Genomic DNA, 18,920 nt, shown 5'->3' on the forward strand with positions numbered 1-18,920 from the left:
CGTGCCACCATTCCGCCATGTCGATCACGGCCCGCGACACCACCGAGACCGCCTGCGCCCCCGGGACCGCCACCGGGACCGCCGCGCTGCTGGCTCGCTGCCTCGAGGCGGGCGAGCGGGGAGAGCCGCTCGACCGCGCCGACGCCCTGGCGGTCCTCCGCCTGTCGGACGCCGACACCGTGGCGGCGGTCGCGGCCGCCGGCGTCCTGCGCCGTGCCGCCTACGGCAACACCGTGAAGATGAACTTCCTGGTGAACCTGAAGTCGGGATTGTGCCCTGAGGACTGCGACTACTGCTCGCAGCGGCGAGGTTCCGAGGCCGGCATCCTCACCTACCGGACCGTCGGCTCCGACGTCGTCCACGACGCCGCGTCCCGGGCGGTGCACGCCGGCGCGGCGCGGGTGTGCCTGGTGTCGAGCGGTCGTGGTCCGACCGATGCCGACGTCGAGCACGTGGCCGAGGCGGTCATGGCGGTGCGCGACGTGCACCCCGGGCTCGAGGTGTGCGCGTGCCTGGGGCTGCTCGCCGACGGCCAGGCCGAGCGCCTCGCAGCCGCCGGCGTCGACGCCTACAACCACAACCTCAACACCTCGGAGGGCCACTACGGCGAGATCTGCACCACGCACGGCTTCCAGGACCGCGTCGAGACGGTCGGTTCCGCCAAGGCCGCCGGCCTGTCGCCGTGCTCGGGTGCGCTGTTCGGGATGGGCGAGGACGACGACGACGTCGTCGACGTGGCGTTCGCGCTGCGGGCGCTGGAGCCGGACTCGGTGCCGATCAACTTCCTGATCCCCGTCGACGGCACCCCGATGGCCGGGCGCTGGGAGCTCACGCCGCAGCGCTGCCTGCGCATCCTCTCGATGTTCCGGTTCATGTTCCCCGCCACCGAGATCCGCATCGCCGGTGGGCGCGAGGTCCACCTGCGGTCGGTCCAGGGGCTCGCGCTCGAGGTCGCCAACAGCATCTTCGTGGGCGACTACCTGACGACCGAGGGCCAGGCCGCGCACGCGGATCTCGAGCTCCTCGCCGACTGGGGCTTCGAGCCGCTCGAGCTGCCCGGCGGCATCGAGGCGGCCGCCGCGCCGGCCCCCGAGCCGGTCGCCGCGCCGGTGGACGGGGTGGCGGGCGAGGGCGCCCCCGTCGGGGGTGCGGCGCGGGAGGACCTCGTGCGGATCCGGCGTCGGGGCGTCGGCACCGACCTGCCGCCCAACGCCTGACGTCGGGGCCGTGGCGCGGCGCACGACGGGTCCCTCGGTACTGTCGGCGCCGTGACGACACGACGGCACACGGCCACCGCCTGGCTCCTCCGGTTCCTGGTGCTCGTCGCGGTCGCCGTCGTCGCGTTCGTCCCGCCGGTGACGACCCAGGAGGTCGACACGGCCCGGATCACCCGCTACGTCGCCGACTTCGAGCTGTCGGCCGACGGGACCCTCGTCGCCACGGAGACGATCGACGTGGAGATGCCGGGGGGCAAGCACGGGATCTACCGGATCTTCGACATCGCCGACAACCACCGCTACGGCGTGGACCACCCCGTCACCGACGTGACGGTCACGCGGGACGGCGCCGCGGAGCCGGTCGAGTGGACCGATTCGAACCGCGGCAGCGAGACCCTGCGGATCGGCAGCGCGTCGGTCTTCCTCACGCCGGGCCAGCACCAGTACGTGATCACGTCGACCACCTCGAACGCGCTGGAGCGAGGGCCCGACGGCACCGTCGTGTGGTGGTGGAACGTCGTGGGCAGCGGGTGGCAGATGGCGATGGACTCGGTGTCCGTCACGGCCCGGCTGCCGGCCGAGGTCACGAAGGCCGAGTGCGTGCAGGGCGAGGACACGGCGTGCACGGCGGACCTGTCCGAGCGGACGCTGCGCGTGGACACCGGTCCGCTCGCACCGTTCACCCCCGTCACGGTGCGCGCGACGTTCCCGGCCGGCGCCTTGGCCGAGCCGCCGGCCGAGCCGACGAACCTCCCCTGGCTCTGGTCGACGCTGGCCGCGCTGATCGGCGCCGGCCTCGGCATCTGGTTCGTCGTGGCCACCCGCGAGCGCCGCCCCGGCTTCCCGGTGCTGTTCGAGCCGCCCCAGGGCGTCTCGCCCGCGCTCGGGGCCAAGGTGCTGTCGGAGGTCGACTCCGACGACGACCTGCAGGCCACGTTGTACGACCTCGGCGCGAAGGGCGTCATCCGGCTCGACGGCGACGACGAGGCGTGGAACGTGAACCTGCTGGTCGACCCGCAGGCGGCCCAGGTGCCGGAGATGGAGCGGGCGATGCTGGCCGGGCTCGGCCTCACCCAGGCCGGCGACTCGTTCCTCGTGACGTCGACGGCGTCGGCCGGCGAGATGATCTCCACCGCGCGCTCGACGCTGCGGGGCACCGTCGCCCGGCAGGCCGAGGCCTACCTCCAGCCATCGGCCGCCGGCATCATCGGCAACCTGCTCGGCTGGGTCGCCGTGCTCGGCGTGTTCGGCCTCGCGGGGCTCTGGCTGTTCGGCCGGGGCACCTGGTTCGGCTGGCCGCTGTTCGCCGGGCTGGCCGCGTTCGCGCTGGTGGCGGTGCAGGTGTCGACGGACCCCGGCACCCGGACGAAGCGGACGGCCGAGGGCCGCGAGCTCTGGTCGCGCACCGGCGGGTTCGCCCGGTTCCTCACGACCGACTCCGCGGAGTCCCGCTTCGAGGCTGCCAAGCACCTCGACTGGTACCCGACCTACCTCGCGTGGGCGCTCGTGTTCGGCTCGGCGGACGCCTGGGCCCGCCGGTTCTCGTCGCAGGGGGTCGAGGTGCCCGTGCTGCCCTGGATCTACTGGACCGGGATCGGCCACCCCGGACCGGCGTTCGCCTCGTCGATGGCGAGCTCGTTCGACGCCGCCATCAGCTCGGCCAGCGCGAGCTACGCGGCGTCACAGGCGCAGTCGGCGGCGTCGAGCTTCGGCGGGGGCGGCGGCTTCTCCGGCGGCTCCGGCGGCGGGGGCGGCGGCGGGGGGTCGTGGTGACAGACTGTCCCGAACCGTTCGGAGGGTCCTCGTGCTGATCGCCATCATCGTCATCGTCGTGCTCGTCGTCGTGGTGGGCCTGCTGGTCGTCTCCGGCCTCAACCGCCTCCGCCAGCAGCGCGTGTCGGTCGACGAGGCGTGGGCGGGCATCGACGTCCAGCTGACCCGACGGGCGGAGCTGATCCCCAACCTGGTCGAGACCGTCAAGGGCTACATGGGCCACGAGCGGGGGACGCTCGAGGCGGTCACGCAGGCGCGGGCCGCGGCGCAGGCCGCCAACTCGGTCGAGGAGGCCGCCGCAGCCGACGGTCAGATGCGCCAGGCGCTGGCCAACCTCTTCGCCGTCGCCGAGGCCTACCCGGACCTCAAGGCGTCGGCGAACTTCCAGCAGTTGCAGGGCGAGCTGACGCGGACCGAGGACCAGCTGGCGTTCGCCCGGCAGTACTACAACGACGCGGTCGCCACCCTGAACCGGACGATGGTGACCATCCCGTGGTCGCTCTTCGCCGGGATGTCGGGCGTGGAGAAGGGCGTCTTCTACGACGCCCCCGAGGGCCACTCGGCCCCGCCCACCGTCAGCTTCGGCTGAGCGCGGGGGCGTCGGCCCGCGCCTCGTCGCCCGGCGGGGGAGGGTGCGCCGTCGTCCGGTCGCTCAGGCGGTCGGGGGGACCAGGCCGAGCGCGACCCGCAGGTCCTGGAGCATGAGCTCCGAGTCCGGGAAGTCCATCCCGTGGTGCGTGATGCGCAGGTCCACGATGCCGTGGGCCCACGTCCACACCTGGTACGAGAGGAACCGGGCGTCGTCGGTGCGGGTCGGGGCGCCGGCGTCGATGCAGTCCTGGACGATCTGCACGAGCGTGTCGAACGCCTGGTCGCCGGCCATGTGCTTGGTCTCGGCACCGCCGAGGGCGACCGGGCTCTCGAACATGACGGGGTTCGAGAAGAGCACGCGGTAGCGCCCGCCCTGCTCCTCGGCGAACTCGAAGTAGGCCCGACCGGCCTCCTGGAGGCGCTGGAACGGGTCGTCGACCTCGGCGATCCGCTCGCCGAGCAGCTCGGCGAAGTCCTGGAAGCAGCACCCCACGGCCTCCATGACCAGCTCGTCGCGGTCGTCGAAGTGCCGGTAGGCCGCGGTCGGGGAGACGCCCGCCTCACGGGCGATGGCCCGGATCGACACGTCGTCGGGGTGCGCGGCGTCGGCGAGCAGGCGCAGCGCGGCCTCGAGCAGCTCGTCGCGCAGCCGATCGCCCTGGCCGCGCGGGTTGCGGGGTCGGGCCGGTCGGCCCGCCTCGGACCCCTCGGCGGGGGCGTCGGTCACATCGGGGTGCGCAGTGACGTCGGTCATGTCCACGGAAAAACCTACCTGAAGAGGTTGACAACCGTGAGTGTACGCGAGTGAATGAACACCTGTAAACACACAGCCGTACATGAACAGATGTGAATGCACAGCTGTGAGCGAGCCCGGGGAGGGCCCATGTTCCGATCGCTCGGCCACCTGTCCGTCCGCCGCCCACGGGCGGTGCTCGCCGCCACCGGCGTGTTCCTCGTCCTCGCCGCGGTGCTCGGCGTCGGCGTGTTCGACCGCCTCTCGGGCGGCGGGTTCGAGGACCCGTCGGCCGAGTCCACCCGCGCCGAGGCGCTCCTGGAGGAGCGGTTCGACTCGGGCACCCCCAACTTCGTGATCCTGGCCACCGCTTCCGGCGGCGACGGCACCGCTCCCGCGGTGGACGCCCCGGGCGCGGCGGCGGCGGGCGAGCAGCTGACGCAGCGGCTCGCGGACGATCCCGACGTCGCCGAGGTCGTCAGCTACTGGAGCCTGGGCCGGGTCGCGCCCCTGCGGTCGACCGACGGCGGCTCGGCGATCGTCGTGGCGCGCCTCGCCGGCGACGAGGACGACGTGATGGCGGCGTCGGAGCGGCTGGAGGAGGAGCTGGGCACCCAGGCGGGTCCGCTCGAGCTCGGCTACTCGGGGCGGGGTCCGGTGTTCTCGGCGGTGTCGAGCAACATCGAGGGCGACCTGTCCCGGGCCGAGTCGATCGCGGTGCCGATCACCCTCCTCCTGCTCGTCATCGTGTTCGGCGGCCTCGTGGCGGCGGGCCTGCCGCTGCTCGTGGGTGCGGTGTCGGTGCTGGGCACGTTCCTCACGCTGTGGCTGGTCTCGCTGTTCACCGACGTGTCGGTGTTCTCGATCAACCTGGTCACCGCCCTGGGACTGGGGCTGGCGATCGACTACTCGCTCTTCATCGTGAGCCGCTTCCGCGAGGAGCTGGCCCGCCACCCGCGCTCGCACTGGCAGCCCGACGAGCACCGGGCGATCCGCGCCGCGGTGGTGCGCACCGTCGAGACCGCTGGTCGCACGGTCGCCGTGTCGGCGCTGACGGTCGCGGTCTCGCTGTCGGCGCTGCTCGTGTTCCCGCTCTACTTCCTCCGGTCGTTCGCCTACGCCGGCGTCGGCGTGACGCTGGTCGCGGCGGTCACCTCGGTGGTGGCGCTGCCGGCACTGCTGGCGATCCTCGGGCGACGCGTCGACGGCCTCCGCCTGTTCCGGCGCCCGCCCGCCGCGCCGGCGAGCGGGTTCTGGCGCCGCAACGCCGAGGCCGTGATGCGGCGGCCGGTGCTCGTGGCCGTCGTCGGCGTGGTCGTCCTGCTGCTGCTCGGCGCGCCGTTCCTCGGCGTCCGCTTCGGTGTCCCCGACGAGCGGGTGCTGCCCGAGGGCGACCCTGCTCGCACGACGACCCAGCACCTGCAGGACGACTTCAGCTCCGAGGAGGCGAACGCGTTCTCGGTGGTCGTCGAGGGGAGCGATCCGGCCGGACCGAGCGACGCGCAGGTGGTGGCCTACGCCGAGGCGCTGTCGCAGCTCGACGGCGTCCAGCGGGTGGACGCGCCGACCGGTCGCTACGTCGAGGGCGCCCAGGTCGCGCCGGTCGACCCGATGCTCGAGGGCTACCGGTCGGGCGCGGACGTGCGCATCAGCGTCGTCCCGGACTTGGTGCCGATCTCGGCCGAGGGCGAGGAGCTCGTCGCCGCCGTGCGGGCCACCGACGCGCCGGGCGCGGCGGTCGTCGGCGGGCGCTCGGCCGAGTTCGTCGACTCGACCGAGGCGATCGCGGCCCGGCTGCCGTGGGCGATCGCGATCATCGTCGTCGCCACGTTCGTGCTGCTGTTCCTGATGTTCGGTTCGGTGCTCGTGCCGCTCAAGGCGATCGTGCTCAACATGCTCTCGCTGAGCGCGACGTTCGGCGCCATGGTCTGGATCTTCCAGGAGGGCCACCTGTCGGGCGTGCTCGGGTTCACCGCCACGGGCCTGACCGACACGACGACACCGATCCTGATGTTCTGCATCGCCTTCGGCCTGTCGATGGACTACGAGGTCTTCCTGCTCTCCCGCATCAAGGAGGAGTACGACCGCACCGGCGACAACACCGAGGCGATCGCGGTCGGGCTCGAGCGCTCCGGTCGGATCGTGACGGCGGCCGCCGCCCTGCTGACGGTGACGTTCCTGGCGTTCGCGACGTCCGGGATCAGCTTCATCAAGCTCTTCGGCCTGGGTCTGGCACTGGCGGTCGTCATGGACGCCACGCTCATCCGGGCGACGCTGGTGCCGGCCTTCATGAAGCTCGCCGGTGACGCCAACTGGTGGGCGCCGCGGTGGATGCGGCGCATCCACGACCGGTTCGGCTTCTCGGAGCACGTCCCCGAGCCGGAGCCCACGACCGACCTCGTCGGGATCGGCGCCCTGGACGGCTGCGACGCCGAGGACGAGGTCGGGTCGCGCGAACCGGTCGGGGTCGGTTGAGCCCACGCCGGGACCCTCCGGCCGTCCGCCCGGGCGGTAGCGTCCGGCGCATCGAGGAGCGGACGGAGGGGGACCGGGTGGACGCCACGCCGAGCGCGGCCGAGCTCGACGGCGGCGCCGTCGACCTCTGCGACCTGTCGCTGTTCGAGCAGGGGTTCCCGCACGCGGTGTTCGCCCGGCTGCGCGCCGAGCGGCCCGTGTGGTGCCACCCGCCGTCGCCGCACGTCCCGGGCGACGACGGCTTCTGGGTGCTCAGCCGCTATGCCGACGTCGTGGCCGCCGCCTCGGACGGGGCGACCTTCTCGAGCCGGACCGGGCCGGGCCGCGACGGCGGCGGCACGCTGATCGAGGACCTCCCCGAGGGCTACACCGGGGTCCTGCTCAACATGACCGACGACCCGCACCACCAGCGGTTCCGGTCCCTGCTCACGCCGGCGCTGTCGCCCCGTGCCGTCCGCGCGCTGGCCGACGACCTCCGCGACCGGTCGCGGGCCATCGTGCGCTCGGCCGTCGACCGCGGCGAGGTCGACCTGCTCGTCGACGTCGCCGCCGAGCTCCCGCTGCAGGCCGCGGCGTCGCTGCTCGGCGTGCCGCAGGAGGACCGCCGCCTGCTGATCGAGTGGGCCGACGCCACGCTCGACCACGACGACCGCGACCTCGGCGGCACGTCGGACCGGGCGGCGGCCGCCGCCGGCGCGATGTTCGAGTACGGCAGCGCCCTGATCGAGCGCCGTCGCGCCGATCCCGGGTCCGACCTGCTGTCGCTCGCGGTGCACGGCGAGGTGGACGACGCCGACGCGCCGGGCGGCCGCCGCCCCCTGCGCGACGACGAGGTGCAGCTGCTGTTCTCGCTCCTGGTCGCGGCCGGCACCGAGACGACCCGCAACACGATCGCGGTGGGGGTCGCCGAGCTGGCCGACCGCCCCGACGACTGGGAGGCGCTGCGCGAGGACCGCTCGCTCGTGCCCGCGGCGGTCGAGGAGATGCTGCGCCACGCATCGTCGACCCCGTACAACCGCCGGACCGCCACCCGTGACGTGCGCGTCGGCGACCAGCTGATCCGCGCCGGCGACCGGGTGACCCTGTGGTGGTCGTCGGCGAACCGCGACGAGGCGGAGTTCGCGGAACCCGACCGCTTCGACGTCCGCCGCACGCCGAACCGCCACGTCGCGTTCGGCCACGGCTCCCACTTCTGCCTGGGGGCCCGCCTCGCCCGGCTCGAGATCGCCTCGATCGTCGAGGCGCTGCTCGACGCGTCGGCGCCGCCCGAGCGGGCCGGCCCGACGGAGTGGACCCGTTCCAACAAGCACACGGGCGTGCGCCACCTGCCCGTGCGGCTCCGACCGCTCGGGGCGCCTGTCGCGCCGTGAGCCCGACCGCCGACGACGGGGCCGGGCCGCGACCCGACACGGCGAAGGGCCGGTCGGCCCGGGCCGCCATCGTCGAAGCGGTGTGGGCGGCGCTCGACGAGGCCGACCTCGCGCAGCTCACCGGGGGGATGTCGGTCCGCCAGGTCGCCGCCGCGGCGGGCGTGTCGGCCGGTGGGGTGCAGTACCACTTCCCGACGATGCGGGACCTGGGCGCGGCGATGGTCGACTCGCTGCTGCTCGACGTCGCCGTCGAACCGATCGACGCCGCGGCCGAGGGGGCTGCGCTGCTGGCATCGGACGGGCTCGCCGCCGCCGTGCGCGCCGCGGCCCAGTTCAACTGGGACGCGCTCGAGTCGCCCGACGAGCTGGCCTACGACCGGCGGCTGCAGCGGGTGCTCGCGCTCGCCCACGGCACCGGCCCCGACGCGGTCGAGCTGCGGCGGCGGCTGCGGGACGAGTTCTGGGGCTCGTTCCGGCCCGTGTTCGAGGCGATGCTCCAGGCGATGCTGGACACCACGGACCGCCGGCTCGTCGAGCCGTTCACGGTCACCGACCTGGCACGGGTCACCGGTGCGCTGGCCGAGGGGCTCCGGGTCCAGCAGACCTGCCACGACGGCGCCATCCGCGCCGATCTGTACGCGGACGCGGTCGTCGCGATGGCGACGGCCCTCACGGTGCCGGTGAGCCGGCCGCGGTCGGTGTCGGAGGTGGCCGTCGAGCTGCACCAGGTCCGGTCGTCGGCGAGCGAGGGGGTGGTCGGCCTGGCGGCCGTGGCCCGCGCCGCCGCGCCGCTGTTCGCCGACGGGTTCGAGGACGTCGGCTTCGCGTCGATCGTGGCGGCGTCGGAGCTCGACGTCGCGCTCGAGGACGTGGTCGAGGCGTTCGGCGACCCCCGGGTCGTCGCCGCGGTCTCGTTCTCGCGCCACCTCGACGCGCTCGGCGACGCGGCGTCCCGTCGTCGCGCGGCGTCGCCCGACGTCGCGCTGGCGGACCTCGTGCTGGAGCTGGCGCGCCGCGCCCAGGCCGAGCCGTGGGTGGCGGTCGCGCTCGTGCAGGAGCGGGCCGCCGCCGCGACCCGCTCCGCCCGGGTCGACGACGGGGCCGACGTGCGCTCCCTGGTGCCGCTCGACCCCCTGGTGGCCGGGCTCCTCGCCGACGCCCGCCCCGAGCTCGGCGAGCGGGAGGCGGCGGCGGTGGCCGTGCTGGTCGTCGACACGACGTTGGCGCAGGCGGCCGCCCGCACGACCGAGGCCGTCAGCGCCCTGTCCCGGCGCGTGCTCCGCCTGGTGCCGCCGCCGGCTTCCTGAGGATCCCGTACATCCGCGCGGGAAATGGCCGGCACGCGTCCCGCCGGTCGGCCCCGGACGGGCCTCGGCCGTTGTCGGCGGGCGACGGCTGGGGGACCATCACGTCCTCGCGCCGGGTCCGGCGAGGCCCCATCCGCCGGACCCGGCGCGCGCCGATCGGTTGCGGCCCCATGGGCCCGGAGCGCCGGATCGGGCCGCCCCGTGCCGGTCGAGGGTGGCTCCCGCCTGCCCATGGGCCGTTCGGACCATCGTGGTCCCCGGGCACGTCTGCCCAGATCGTTCGCGGGACCTCCGTCGTTACATTGGACGCACGCTCCGCGCCGACACCCGACCGCCTCGTGCGACCGGTCGGCGGGAGCCTGCTGGGGCGACGGGTGCACCGTCTCGTCGACCCTCCACGTGGCAGCGAGGACCGGGACGACCAGGGTGGCCATCATCAACTCGGAGACGAACCCGCCGGAGGACGCAACCGCGGACCTCCGCCGTGCCGTCTCCGGCGGCCGCGCCACCGTCACCGAGCTGCCGGCGCGGACGGCGGCCCGCCCGGTGCCCGCCGGCCACGAGCGCGGCCCGGTGCTGTCGCACCTCTCCCTCCGCATGGTGCTGCTCAAGGCGGGCGTGGTCGCGGCGGACGTCGTCACGATCCTCGCCGCCTACACGATCACGACCCTGGTCGTCGGCAGCTGGGCGGGCTGGACGACGTCGGAGGTCGACGACCACCTGCGCATCGCCGCGCTCACCCTGCCGGTCTGGCCGATCCTGTTCGCCCGACAGCAGATGTACGCCGCGCGGTTCCTCACCCGCCTGATGGACGAGCTGCGCCGGGTGGTGCACGTGGTCGTCGTCGGCACCGTGGCGCTGGTGCTCGTCGGCTGGCTCGCCGGCACCGAGCTCGCCCACGGGTGGGTCGCGGCGTTCCTCGTCGTGGCGCTGGCCTGCGTGACGCTCGAGCGGTTCCTGGTCCGGCGCTGGTTCGTGCACCGCCGTCGCTCGGGCCGGTCGCTCCGCGACGTCGTGATCATCGGGACCAACGCCGAGGCGCTCGACCTCGCGCTGGCGCTCGAGAACCCGGCGCTCGGCTACCGGCTCGTCGGCTACGTCTCCACCGATCCGACCGCCACGGGCTCGATCGACGGCCTCCCGGTCCTGGCCGGCACGGCCGACACCGTCGCCTTCGCCCACTCGCTCGACGCCCAGGGCGTGATCCTGGCCACGACCAGCCTCGAGGTCGGCCTGTCGAACCGCCTGCTCCGCGGGCTGCTCGACGGCGGCCTCCACGTCGAGATGACCTCCGGCCTGCGCGACGTCACGCCCGAGCGCATGACCGTGCGCCCGCTCGGACGCCACCCCGTCGTGTACCTCGAGCCGGCCCGCCGCTTCGGCTGGCGCGCCGTGGCCAAGCGCATCTTCGACACGGCCCTGTCGACGGTGGCGCTGGTCCTGACGGCGCCGCTGCTCCTGGTCGCGGCGATCGCGATCAAGGTCACGTCGCCGGGCCCGGTGCTGTTCCGCCAGGTGCGCGTCGGTCGCGACGGCGAGCCGTTCTTCGTGCTCAAGCTCAGGACGATGGTCGTCGACGCGGAGGAGCGCCTCGCCGAGCTGCTCGAGCAGAACGAGTCCGACGGCCCGCTGTTCAAGATGCGCCACGACCCGCGCATCACCCGGGTCGGCCGCGTCCTGCGCAAGCTCTCGATCGACGAGCTACCGCAGCTGTGGAACGTCGTCCGCGGCGACATGAGCCTCATCGGGCCCCGGCCGGCGCTGCCCCGCGAGGTGGCCGAGTGGGGCCAGGAGCTGCACGAGCGGCTGCGGGTCCGGCCGGGCATCACCGGCATGTGGCAGGTGAGCGGCCGCAGCGACTCCGGGTTCGAGGAGTACCAGCGGCTCGACCTGTTCTACGTCGACAACTGGTCGATCCTGATCGACCTCGGCATCCTCATCCGCACGGTGCCGGCGGTCCTCACCGCTCGCGGCGCCAGCTGAGCGCGCCGCCCACGGTCAGACCATCGATGCGGCGCCACCGCCGCCCGAGGGGGGCGTGAAGGCGACCATGAACCCGTCGGTGCCGCCGCCCGGGGGCGTCGTGGCGAGCTGGCCGGTGGTCGATCCCGACACGACGAGCAGGCCCGACTCGGTCCGGGTCATGCCGGTCACGACCTCGTCGCCGGGCGAGCCGAACTGCGCCACCCAGCGCAGCGTGCCGGTCTCGACGTCGATGGCGGCGAGGAAGCCGTCCTGGCCGCCGCCTGTCGGCGGAGCCGTCGTCGTCGGGGCGGTCGTCGTCGGGCCGGTGGTCGTCGGGCCGGTGGTCGTCGGGCCGGTGGTGGACGGGCCCTCGCCCGGCGCCTGGTCCGCCGGCGGCGTCGGCGTGAGCGCGATGCGCTGGCCGCCCACGATCTCGGCCGCGGCGGTGCCCGTCACGTAGACCGTCGAGCCGTCGACGACGACGCCGGTCGCCTCGTCGTCGGCGGTGGAGCCGAGCTGCACGGACCAGAGCTGCCGGCCGGACGCGTCGAACGCGGCGACCATCGCGTCGTCGCCGCCCAGGTTCGCGGCCGTGCCGACCGCGCCGTCGGTGCGGCCGGCGGCCACGAAGACCTCGGTGCCGCGGCGGGGATCCCCGCCGCGCCCGACGGCCCGTGCCGCGTCGTCGCCGGCCGAGCCGAACTGGGTCAGCCACCGCAGGTTCCCGTTCGGGTCCATCCGGGCGACCCAGCCGTCCTCACCGCCGATCGTGCCGCCGACGTCGCCGTCGGTGCGGCCCTCGGTCGACCCGGCGACGATGGCGTCGCCGTCGTCGCTCGTCGTCACCGCATCGGCGCGGTCCGACGAGGTGGTGCCGAACTGGCGCGCCCAGCGCACGATGCCCGATGCGTCGAGCCGCGCCACCAGCGCGTCGCCGTCGCCGAGGTACCCGCCGGTCGGGTCCTTGGCCCCGGGGAAGAGGCCGACCGCCCGGCCGACGGCGTACGCCGCGTCGTCGAGCGAGCCGCTGCCCGAGCCGTCCTCGGTCGCGTGCACCGCCACCCCGACGAAGGCGTCGTCCATGTCGCTGCCGACCGGCTGCGCGGGGCCGAGCACGCCGTCCGATCCGACCGGGGCGCACCAGGCGTCGGTCCCCGACGTGGCGCCGTCGCCCTCTCCGAGGCGGCCGGCCGCGGCGGGCGTCGCCCCGCACGCCAAGGACAGGCTCGTCCCGGCGCGGTCGTCGCTCCCACCGGTGCCGCCGCTCCCACCGGTGCCGCCGTCGCCCGGGCGGCTCCCGCCGCTGCCGATGCCGTCGGCCGAGGCGGTGCGCTCCTGCGGCGACTGGACGGTCGCGGCGGGCAGCCCGTCGGCCGCCGCCACCACGTCGACCAGCGCCGCGGTCGCGCCCGACGCCGGCGGCGTGCGCCCGGCGGGGTCGCCGGCCGGCGGCAGGCCCGTGGTCGACCCGACGCCGAGCACGAGGTCGTCGCGGCCCGCGACCGCACGGATCACGTCGTCGCCGGCGCCGCCGACCTGGCGCACCCACGCGACCGGGAGCGGGCGGTCGCTGCCCTCGGGCGGAGCCGTCGTCGTGGGATCGGTCGTGGTCGTCGGCGCGGTGGTGGTCGTGGTGGTGCCCGCCGTGTCGTCGTCGCCCGAGCAGCCGACCAGGACGAGCCCCGCCAGCGCGAGGAGCACGGGGAGGAAGCGCGTCGATGCGGGTCGTCGGTGCGGGACCATGGGTGCAGTATCACCGGTCGACGACCCGGACCGGCGTCACGGTCGGCGGGTGCCCGCACCCGCCTCAGGCGGCTCAGTACGCTCCCGGCGGTGCCGAGCCCAGTCCCCCCAACTCTGCGCCCCCGCTCGGGCCCGCGCCTCGCCGCCCTCGCGGCGGTCGTGGCCCTGGCGGCGCTCGCGGCGGCGTGCAGCTCGTCGGTCGACATCGGGGTGGAGGGCGTGGACGCCCGGTGGATCGACGTGAAGGGCCCCGGCGACCGGCAGGCCCTGCTCGTCACCGCCGAGGCGGTGGCCGACGACGGCGACGACACCCCCGAGCCGGCCCCGCCGCTCGTCGTGGTGCTCCACGGGCTCGGGCAGGACGCCGAGCACATGGCGACCATCGGCGGGTGGGCGCAGCTCGCCCGCGACCGGGGGACGGTCGTGGTGTTCGGGGAGGGCTCGGAGCACAGCTGGGACGCGGGGACGTGCTGCGGCGAGGCGGCCGCCCGGGAGGTCGACGACGTCGCGTACCTGGACCGGCTCATCGACCAGGTCGTCGACAGCACGGGCGCCGATCGCGACGCCGTCCGCATGGTCGGCTTCTCCAACGGCGGCATGATGACGTACCGGTACCTCTGCGAGGGCGAGGTCCGGCTGGCGGCCGCGGCGTCCATCGCGGGCACCGACGTCGACGGCTGCACGCCGACGCGGCCCACGACCTTCATCCAGATCTCCGGCTCGGCCGACACGATCGTGCCGCTCTACGACACCCCCTCCGCCGCGCCGGAGCTGGGGCCGCTCGAACCGGTGAGCGAGTCGATCCGCGGCGTCGCAAACGCGTTCGGCTGCCCGACCCCGCGCCTCGGCCGGACGGGCCCCGTCACCACCACGCTGTGGGCTCCGTGCGCCGAGGGCGTCACGGTCCGCTTCGACGTCGTCGCGGGGATGCCGCACGCCTACCCGATCGTCGACGGCTACCAGGGCACCGACCAGATCCTCCAGCTGTGGGGCCTGGGGGCGCCGGCACCGGGCGGCTGAGCCCGCCCTCGGGACCCGTGGATCCGGCGCGAATTCCCGTCCCGACTCGCGTCGGTCCTGCCACGGGCTGTGGCAGGCTGACCGGATGAGCGATCTCCCGCCCCTCGACCAGCCGCAGGCCTACGTCGTCGTCGGACCGAACGACCAGCGCGGGCCGTACACGTTGGACCTGCTGATCGGCGAGGTCGTCGCCGGCCGGCTGCACGACGCCACCCCGGTCTGGTGGCCCGGGCTCGCCGAGTGGACCACGATGAGCGGCCACCCCGGCGTCGCCGCCGAGCTGGCCCGCCGACGCGGCGGCTACGCGGCGCCGGCCGCCCCCGCCGCTCCGCCCGCCCCGGCCCCCGGGCAGTACGAGCAGACGACCGGCTACGAGTCGTACCAGCCGCAGCAGCCCCAGCCGCAGTCCTACGAGGCCGGCCAGTACGAGACGACCTCGTACGGCGCGGGCGAGGCCGTCCAGTCCGCCCCCGGCCAGGACTACTCCTACGACACCGGCGTGCAGGCGCCGGTCACGGCCGACCAGTCGCCGGCGCCCGAGGCCGTCGCCCCGGTCAGCCCCCAGGTGCAGCCCGTCGAGGCACCGGCCGACGTCGCGGAGATCGTCAACGAGGTCCCCGACGGCTCGTCCGCGACGGGCACCCAGGTCCCGGCCGGGTGGACCGTGACCGACACGTCCACGCCCGTCGGCGCCGCCCCGGTCGTCGACCCCCAGGCCGACATCGTCGAGGCCGAGGTCGTGACCCCCGAGGTCGTCCGCTCCTCGTCCGTCACCGACGAGCACCGGTCGCTGTTCGCCGGGCTGGTCGACCGCTCCACGCGCCGCGCCGAGGCCGGCGACCGGGTGCAGGCGATCGACAGGGCCTTCGTCGACGCCGTCGTGTCGGGCGCCGAGTCGCAGGGCTTCACCTCGACCGACCGCACCGCCGGCGAGACCAACCACGAGCTCCGCTTCGACGGCGAGAGCGGTGAGCAGCTGTCGATCACGGTGGGCCGCATCAAGGGCGACGACCCCGCCGCCGTGCGGGCCGGTCACGTGCCGCTGACCGTGCGGTTCCAGTCCGCCAGCTACTCGGGCGCGCTCGAGAGCGGCACCGGCGGGCACGGCGAGGTCGTGATCGTGTCCGACGAGTGGAGCGGCCAGGCGACGTCGACGGTGTCGCTGCTGCTGCCGCTGGAGGACTACGTCCGCGAGGACCTCGAGGTGGACGCCGTGCGCCTGCTCCGCGACGTGGGCGCCACGGTGTCGATCGTGAGCGATCGCCTCCGCTGATCCCGGGCCCGCCCACCACACGCCCTCCGTCCCGGCCCCGGCGCACCGCGCCGGGGCCGGGCCGCGTCCCGGCGGCCGCCGCGCTCGGGTAGGTTCCTGCGACCATGCCCGCCGAGCCCCGCCCCGACGAGCCCACCCACCGCACCGCCGCCGCCACGGCCGATCCCGCCGGGCCGGCGCCCCAGTGGTACCGGATCTCCGGGCACGCCGTGGCCGAGCGCCTCGGGGTCGACCCGTCGGTCGGCCTCAGCGCCGCCGAGGTGGCCGAGCGCGTCGAGCGCTACGGCACCAACGAGCTGGCGGAGGCGCCCCGGCGACCGGCGTGGCTGCGCTTCGTCGATCAGTTCAACGACCTGCTGGTCTTCATCCTGATCGGCGCCGCCGTCGTGTCGGCGGCGGTCGGCGACCTCAAGGACCCGATCGTGATCGCGATCGTGCTCCTCATCAACGCGGTCCTCGGCTACGTGCAGGAGTCGCGCGCCGACGACGCCCTCGCCGCGCTGCAGCAGATGCTCGAGGTGATCGTGCGCGTCCGCCGCGACGGCGCGGTGCTCGAGGTCCCCGCCCGCGAGCTCGTGCCGGGTGACATCGTGCTGATGGAGGCCGGCGACCGGGTCCCGGCCGACGGCCGCTTCCTGGTCGCCAGCTCCCTGTCGGTCGACGAGTCCACGCTCACCGGCGAGTCCGTGCCGGTCGACAAGACCGCGGATGTGATCGAGGTCGACGGCGACGAGGTCGCCCTCGCCGAGCGCGCCAACTGCGGCTACATGAACACGACGCTCACCCGGGGGCGGGCCGAGATGGTCGTCACCGCCACGGGCATGGAGACCGAGGTCGGCCGCCTGGCCGGCCTGCTCAGCGCCGCGGACGACCAGGAGACGCCGCTGCAGCAGCAGCTCGACAAGCTGGGCAAGCGGCTGGCGCTGATCGCCGGCATCGCGGTCCTGGCCGTGTTCCTCGTCGGTCTGTCGCAGGGCGACGAGATCGGCGAGGCCGTGCTCGGCGCCGTGGCGCTCGCGGTCGCGGCGATCCCCGAGGGCCTGCCCGCCGTGGTGACGGTGACGCTCGCCATCGGCGTGTCGCGCATGGCGAAGGAACGGGCGATCGTGAAGCGCCTGGCGTCGGTCGAGACGCTCGGTTCGACCACCGTGATCTGCTCCGACAAGACCGGCACCCTCACGCTGAACCAGATGACCGCGACCAGGGTGGTCGCCGCCGGGCGCACGTACGAGTTCGAGGGCCTCGGCTACGGCGACGAGGGCGAGGTGCGGGCCGCCGACGGCGCGGGCTCGGCCGACGACGACACGCTGCGGTGGGCGCTGACGACCGCCGTGCTGTGCAACGACGCGCACATCAGGACCGGCGACGACGGCTCGCCCCAGCTGGTCGGCGACCCGACCGAGGGCGCCCTGGTCGTCGCGGCCCGCAAGGTCGGGCTCGACCCCGAGGCGCTGCGCGCCGACGCCCCGCGGCTCGACGAGGTGCCGTTCGACTCCGCGGTGAAGTACATGGCGACGCTGCACCCGCTCGGCGACGAGGGCTCGCTGCTCGTGGTCAAGGGCGCCCCCGACGTCGTGCTCAGCCGGTGCGACCGCTCCCGCGTCGCGGACGGCACCGAGCCGCTCGACGCCGCGGGTCGTGAGCGCGCGCAGGCCGCCAACGACGAGCTCGGCCGCCAGGGCCTGCGGGTGCTCGCCGTGGCGTCCAAGGTGCTTGGCGAGCACCACGCTGACCCCACGGTCGGCGACGGTGACGGGACGATGGACCTGTCGGCCGAGATCGACGGCCTCACGCTCGAGGCGCTGATCGGCATCCTCGACCCGGCGCGGCCCGAGGCCGTCGTCGCGGTGGCGGAGTGCGCGGCCGCCGGCATCGGCGTGCGGATGATCACCGGCGACCACGCGACGACGGCCGGCGCGATCGCCGCCGAGCTCGGCATCCCCGGCTCCGTGGTCACCGGCGCCGAGCTCAACGACATGAGCGACGAGGAGCTCGCGGAGCGCATCGAGGAGATCGGCGTCTGCGCCCGGGTCTCGCCCGAGCACAAGGTCCGCGTGGTGAAGGCCCTGCAGTCGAACGGCGAGGTCGTCGCGATGACCGGTGACGGCGTCAACGACGCACCGTCGCTCAAGCAGGCCGAGATCGGCGTGGCCATGGGCATCACCGGCACCGAGGTCACCAAGGAAGCCGGGGACATGATCCTGACCGACGACAACTTCGCCACGATCGTGAAGGCGGTCGAGCGCGGTCGGGCGATCTACGAGAACATCGTCACCTTCGTCCGGTTCCAGCTGACCACCAACGTCGCGGCGATCGGCACGATCCTCACGGCGCGGCTGGCGGGCTACCCGGCGCCGTTCAACCCCATCCAGATCCTGTTCGTGAACATCCTCGCCGACGGTCCGCCGGCGATGAGCCTCGGCATGGACCCGCCCCGGCCCGGCGTGATGGACCGGGAGCCCCGCGACGGGGAGGAGCGGATCCTGTCGGGCGCCCGCCTCGTCCCGATCCTGTTCACGGCGGCGATCATGACCGTCACCATCATGGCGATCCTGGTCGGCTGGACCGACGCGTCGCCCGCCACGAGCCCCGAGGACGACCCGGGCTTCACGATGGCCTTCACGTCGTTCGTGTTCCTGCAGATGGTCAACGCGCTCATCGTGCGGTCGGGCGACCTGTCGGTGTTCAACCGGTTCAGCCTCACCAACCGCACGTTCTGGCTCGCGGTGTCGGGCGTCGTGATCGCCCAGGTCCTCGTCGTGGTCGTGCCGTTCCTGCAGAACGTCTTCGGCACGACCTCGCTGTCGGGACAGGAGTGGCTGGTCTGCGTGCTGAGCGTGCTGCCGCTGCTCGTCATCTCCGAGCTGCGGACCTTCGTCCTCTGGATGGTCCGCCGCTCACGGCCGCCGGTCGCGGTGCCGGCGGCCGCGTGACGGGACGGCTCAGAGCGCGGCTTCGATGGCGTCGACGACCTTCGGGTCGTCGGGCACCACGGTCGGGTTGAAGCGGGCGAGCACCTCGCCGTCGCGGCCGACCAGGAACTTCTCGAAGTTCCAGCGGATGTCGCCCACCGTCCCGTCGTCGGAGTCGGGGACCGCGGTCAGCTCGGAGTAGAGCGGCGACCGGTCGTCGCCGTTGACCTCGACCTTCTCCGTCAGGGGGAAGGTCACGCCGTAGGTCGTCGAGCAGAACGTCGCGATCTCCTCGGGCGAGCCGGGCTCCTGCTCCATGAACTGGTTGCAGGGCACGCCGACGACCGTGAAGCCCTGGTCGCCGAAGCGCCGCTGGAGCTCCTCGAGCTGCGTGTACTGCGGGGTCAGGCCGCACTTCGAGGCGACGTTGACCAGCAGCGTGACCTTGCCCTTCTGGTCGGCCAGCACGCCGGGCGTGCCGTCGAGGGCGGTGAGATCTGCGTCGTAGACGGACATGGCCGGCACCCTACAATCGGCGGTC

13 protein-coding genes are annotated in these 18,920 nt (G+C 74.2%); 10 read left to right on the forward strand and 3 right to left on the reverse strand.

Annotated features, from left to right (window positions below):
* Window positions 1-17 precede the first annotated feature (17 nt).
* Genes bioB through LH044_RS19085 form a run of 3 tightly spaced genes read left to right on the forward strand, consistent with a single transcriptional unit; the run spans window position 18 to window position 3,579 of the window.
* Window positions 18-1,217, forward strand: coding sequence for a biotin synthase BioB (gene bioB, locus LH044_RS19075; RefSeq protein WP_227757225.1), 1,200 nt, complete (start codon window positions 18-20; stop codon window positions 1,215-1,217).
* A gap of 51 nt (window positions 1,218-1,268) precedes the next feature.
* Entirely contained in the window at window positions 1,269-2,990 is a 1,722-nt protein-coding gene (locus LH044_RS19080; protein ID WP_227757226.1) for a DUF2207 domain-containing protein, read from the forward strand.
* Window positions 2,991-3,021: 31 nt separating this feature from the next.
* Window positions 3,022-3,579 carry a LemA family protein gene (locus tag LH044_RS19085; RefSeq protein ID WP_227757227.1) on the forward strand — a complete coding sequence of 186 codons (558 nt, stop codon included), beginning with the start codon at window positions 3,022-3,024 and terminating at the stop codon, window positions 3,577-3,579.
* A gap of 63 nt (window positions 3,580-3,642) precedes the next feature.
* On the opposite strand, the gene LH044_RS19090 is transcribed toward LH044_RS19085, so the two are convergent.
* Window positions 3,643-4,335: a TetR/AcrR family transcriptional regulator gene (locus tag LH044_RS19090; protein ID WP_227760131.1), complete on the reverse strand. Its 693-nt coding sequence runs from the start codon at window positions 4,333-4,335 to the stop codon at window positions 3,643-3,645.
* A gap of 129 nt (window positions 4,336-4,464) precedes the next feature.
* On the opposite strand from LH044_RS19090, the gene LH044_RS19095 reads away from it, so the two are divergent.
* The 4 genes from LH044_RS19095 (at window position 4,465) to LH044_RS19110 (ending at window position 11,449) form a co-directional block, all read left to right on the forward strand.
* Window positions 4,465-6,789 (forward strand): MMPL family transporter, encoded by a 2,325-nt coding sequence (locus tag LH044_RS19095; RefSeq protein ID WP_227757228.1) that lies wholly within the window; start codon window positions 4,465-4,467, stop codon window positions 6,787-6,789.
* A 77-nt stretch (window positions 6,790-6,866) separates the two neighbouring features.
* On the forward strand, window positions 6,867-8,159 hold the full coding sequence (locus tag LH044_RS19100) for a cytochrome P450 (RefSeq protein WP_227757229.1): 1,293 nt from the start codon (window positions 6,867-6,869) through the stop codon (window positions 8,157-8,159).
* Window positions 8,156-9,466, forward strand: coding sequence for a TetR family transcriptional regulator (locus tag LH044_RS19105; protein ID WP_227757230.1), 1,311 nt, complete (start codon window positions 8,156-8,158; stop codon window positions 9,464-9,466). The genes LH044_RS19100 and LH044_RS19105 overlap by 4 nt, the downstream gene beginning before the upstream one ends.
* Window positions 9,467-9,865: 399 nt before the next feature.
* Window positions 9,866-11,449 carry a sugar transferase gene (locus LH044_RS19110; RefSeq protein ID WP_227757231.1) on the forward strand — a complete coding sequence of 528 codons (1,584 nt, stop codon included), beginning with the start codon at window positions 9,866-9,868 and terminating at the stop codon, window positions 11,447-11,449.
* A 15-nt stretch (window positions 11,450-11,464) separates the two neighbouring features.
* On the opposite strand, the gene LH044_RS19115 is transcribed toward LH044_RS19110, so the two are convergent.
* Window positions 11,465-13,174, reverse strand: coding sequence for a hypothetical protein (locus LH044_RS19115; protein WP_227757232.1), 1,710 nt, complete (start codon window positions 13,172-13,174; stop codon window positions 11,465-11,467).
* Between the two features lie 159 nt (window positions 13,175-13,333).
* Here LH044_RS19115 and LH044_RS19120 point away from each other — a divergent pair, with 159 nt between their 5' ends.
* From LH044_RS19120 to LH044_RS19130, 3 genes are all read left to right on the forward strand, one after another.
* Window positions 13,334-14,194: a CE1 family esterase gene (locus tag LH044_RS19120; RefSeq protein ID WP_227757233.1), complete on the forward strand. Its 861-nt coding sequence runs from the start codon at window positions 13,334-13,336 to the stop codon at window positions 14,192-14,194.
* 85 nt (window positions 14,195-14,279) lie between these two features.
* The gene (locus tag LH044_RS19125; protein WP_227757234.1) at window positions 14,280-15,467 is read left to right on the forward strand and encodes a DUF4339 domain-containing protein; all 1,188 of its coding nucleotides are present in this window, start codon (window positions 14,280-14,282) and stop codon (window positions 15,465-15,467) included.
* Between the two features lie 104 nt (window positions 15,468-15,571).
* Entirely contained in the window at window positions 15,572-18,400 is a 2,829-nt protein-coding gene (locus LH044_RS19130) for a cation-translocating P-type ATPase (RefSeq protein ID WP_227757235.1), read from the forward strand.
* A gap of 9 nt (window positions 18,401-18,409) precedes the next feature.
* Here LH044_RS19130 and LH044_RS19135 read toward each other — a convergent pair whose 3' ends face one another.
* Entirely contained in the window at window positions 18,410-18,895 is a 486-nt protein-coding gene (locus tag LH044_RS19135; protein ID WP_255626072.1) for a glutathione peroxidase, read from the reverse strand.
* Window positions 18,896-18,920: the final 25 nt, after the last annotated feature.

Source organism: Dermatobacter hominis (assembly GCF_020715685.1).
Classification (GTDB): domain Bacteria; phylum Actinomycetota; class Acidimicrobiia; order Acidimicrobiales; family Microtrichaceae; genus Dermatobacter; species Dermatobacter hominis.

What these genes read in the sequence shown, in the direction of transcription:
- bioB (WP_227757225.1), top strand. Translation starts at nt 18, where the DNA reads ATGTCGATCACGGCCCGCGACACCACCGAGACCGCCTGCGCCCCCGGG.
- LH044_RS19090 (WP_227760131.1), bottom strand. Translation starts at nt 4,335, where the DNA reads ATGACCGACGTCACTGCGCACCCCGATGTGACCGACGCCCCCGCCGAG.
- LH044_RS19095 (WP_227757228.1), top strand. Translation starts at nt 4,465, where the DNA reads ATGTTCCGATCGCTCGGCCACCTGTCCGTCCGCCGCCCACGGGCGGTG.
- LH044_RS19115 (WP_227757232.1), bottom strand. Translation starts at nt 13,174, where the DNA reads ATGGTCCCGCACCGACGACCCGCATCGACGCGCTTCCTCCCCGTGCTC.
- LH044_RS19125 (WP_227757234.1), top strand. Translation starts at nt 14,280, where the DNA reads ATGAGCGATCTCCCGCCCCTCGACCAGCCGCAGGCCTACGTCGTCGTC.
- LH044_RS19130 (WP_227757235.1), top strand. Translation starts at nt 15,572, where the DNA reads ATGCCCGCCGAGCCCCGCCCCGACGAGCCCACCCACCGCACCGCCGCC.
- LH044_RS19135 (WP_255626072.1), bottom strand. Translation starts at nt 18,895, where the DNA reads ATGTCCGTCTACGACGCAGATCTCACCGCCCTCGACGGCACGCCCGGC.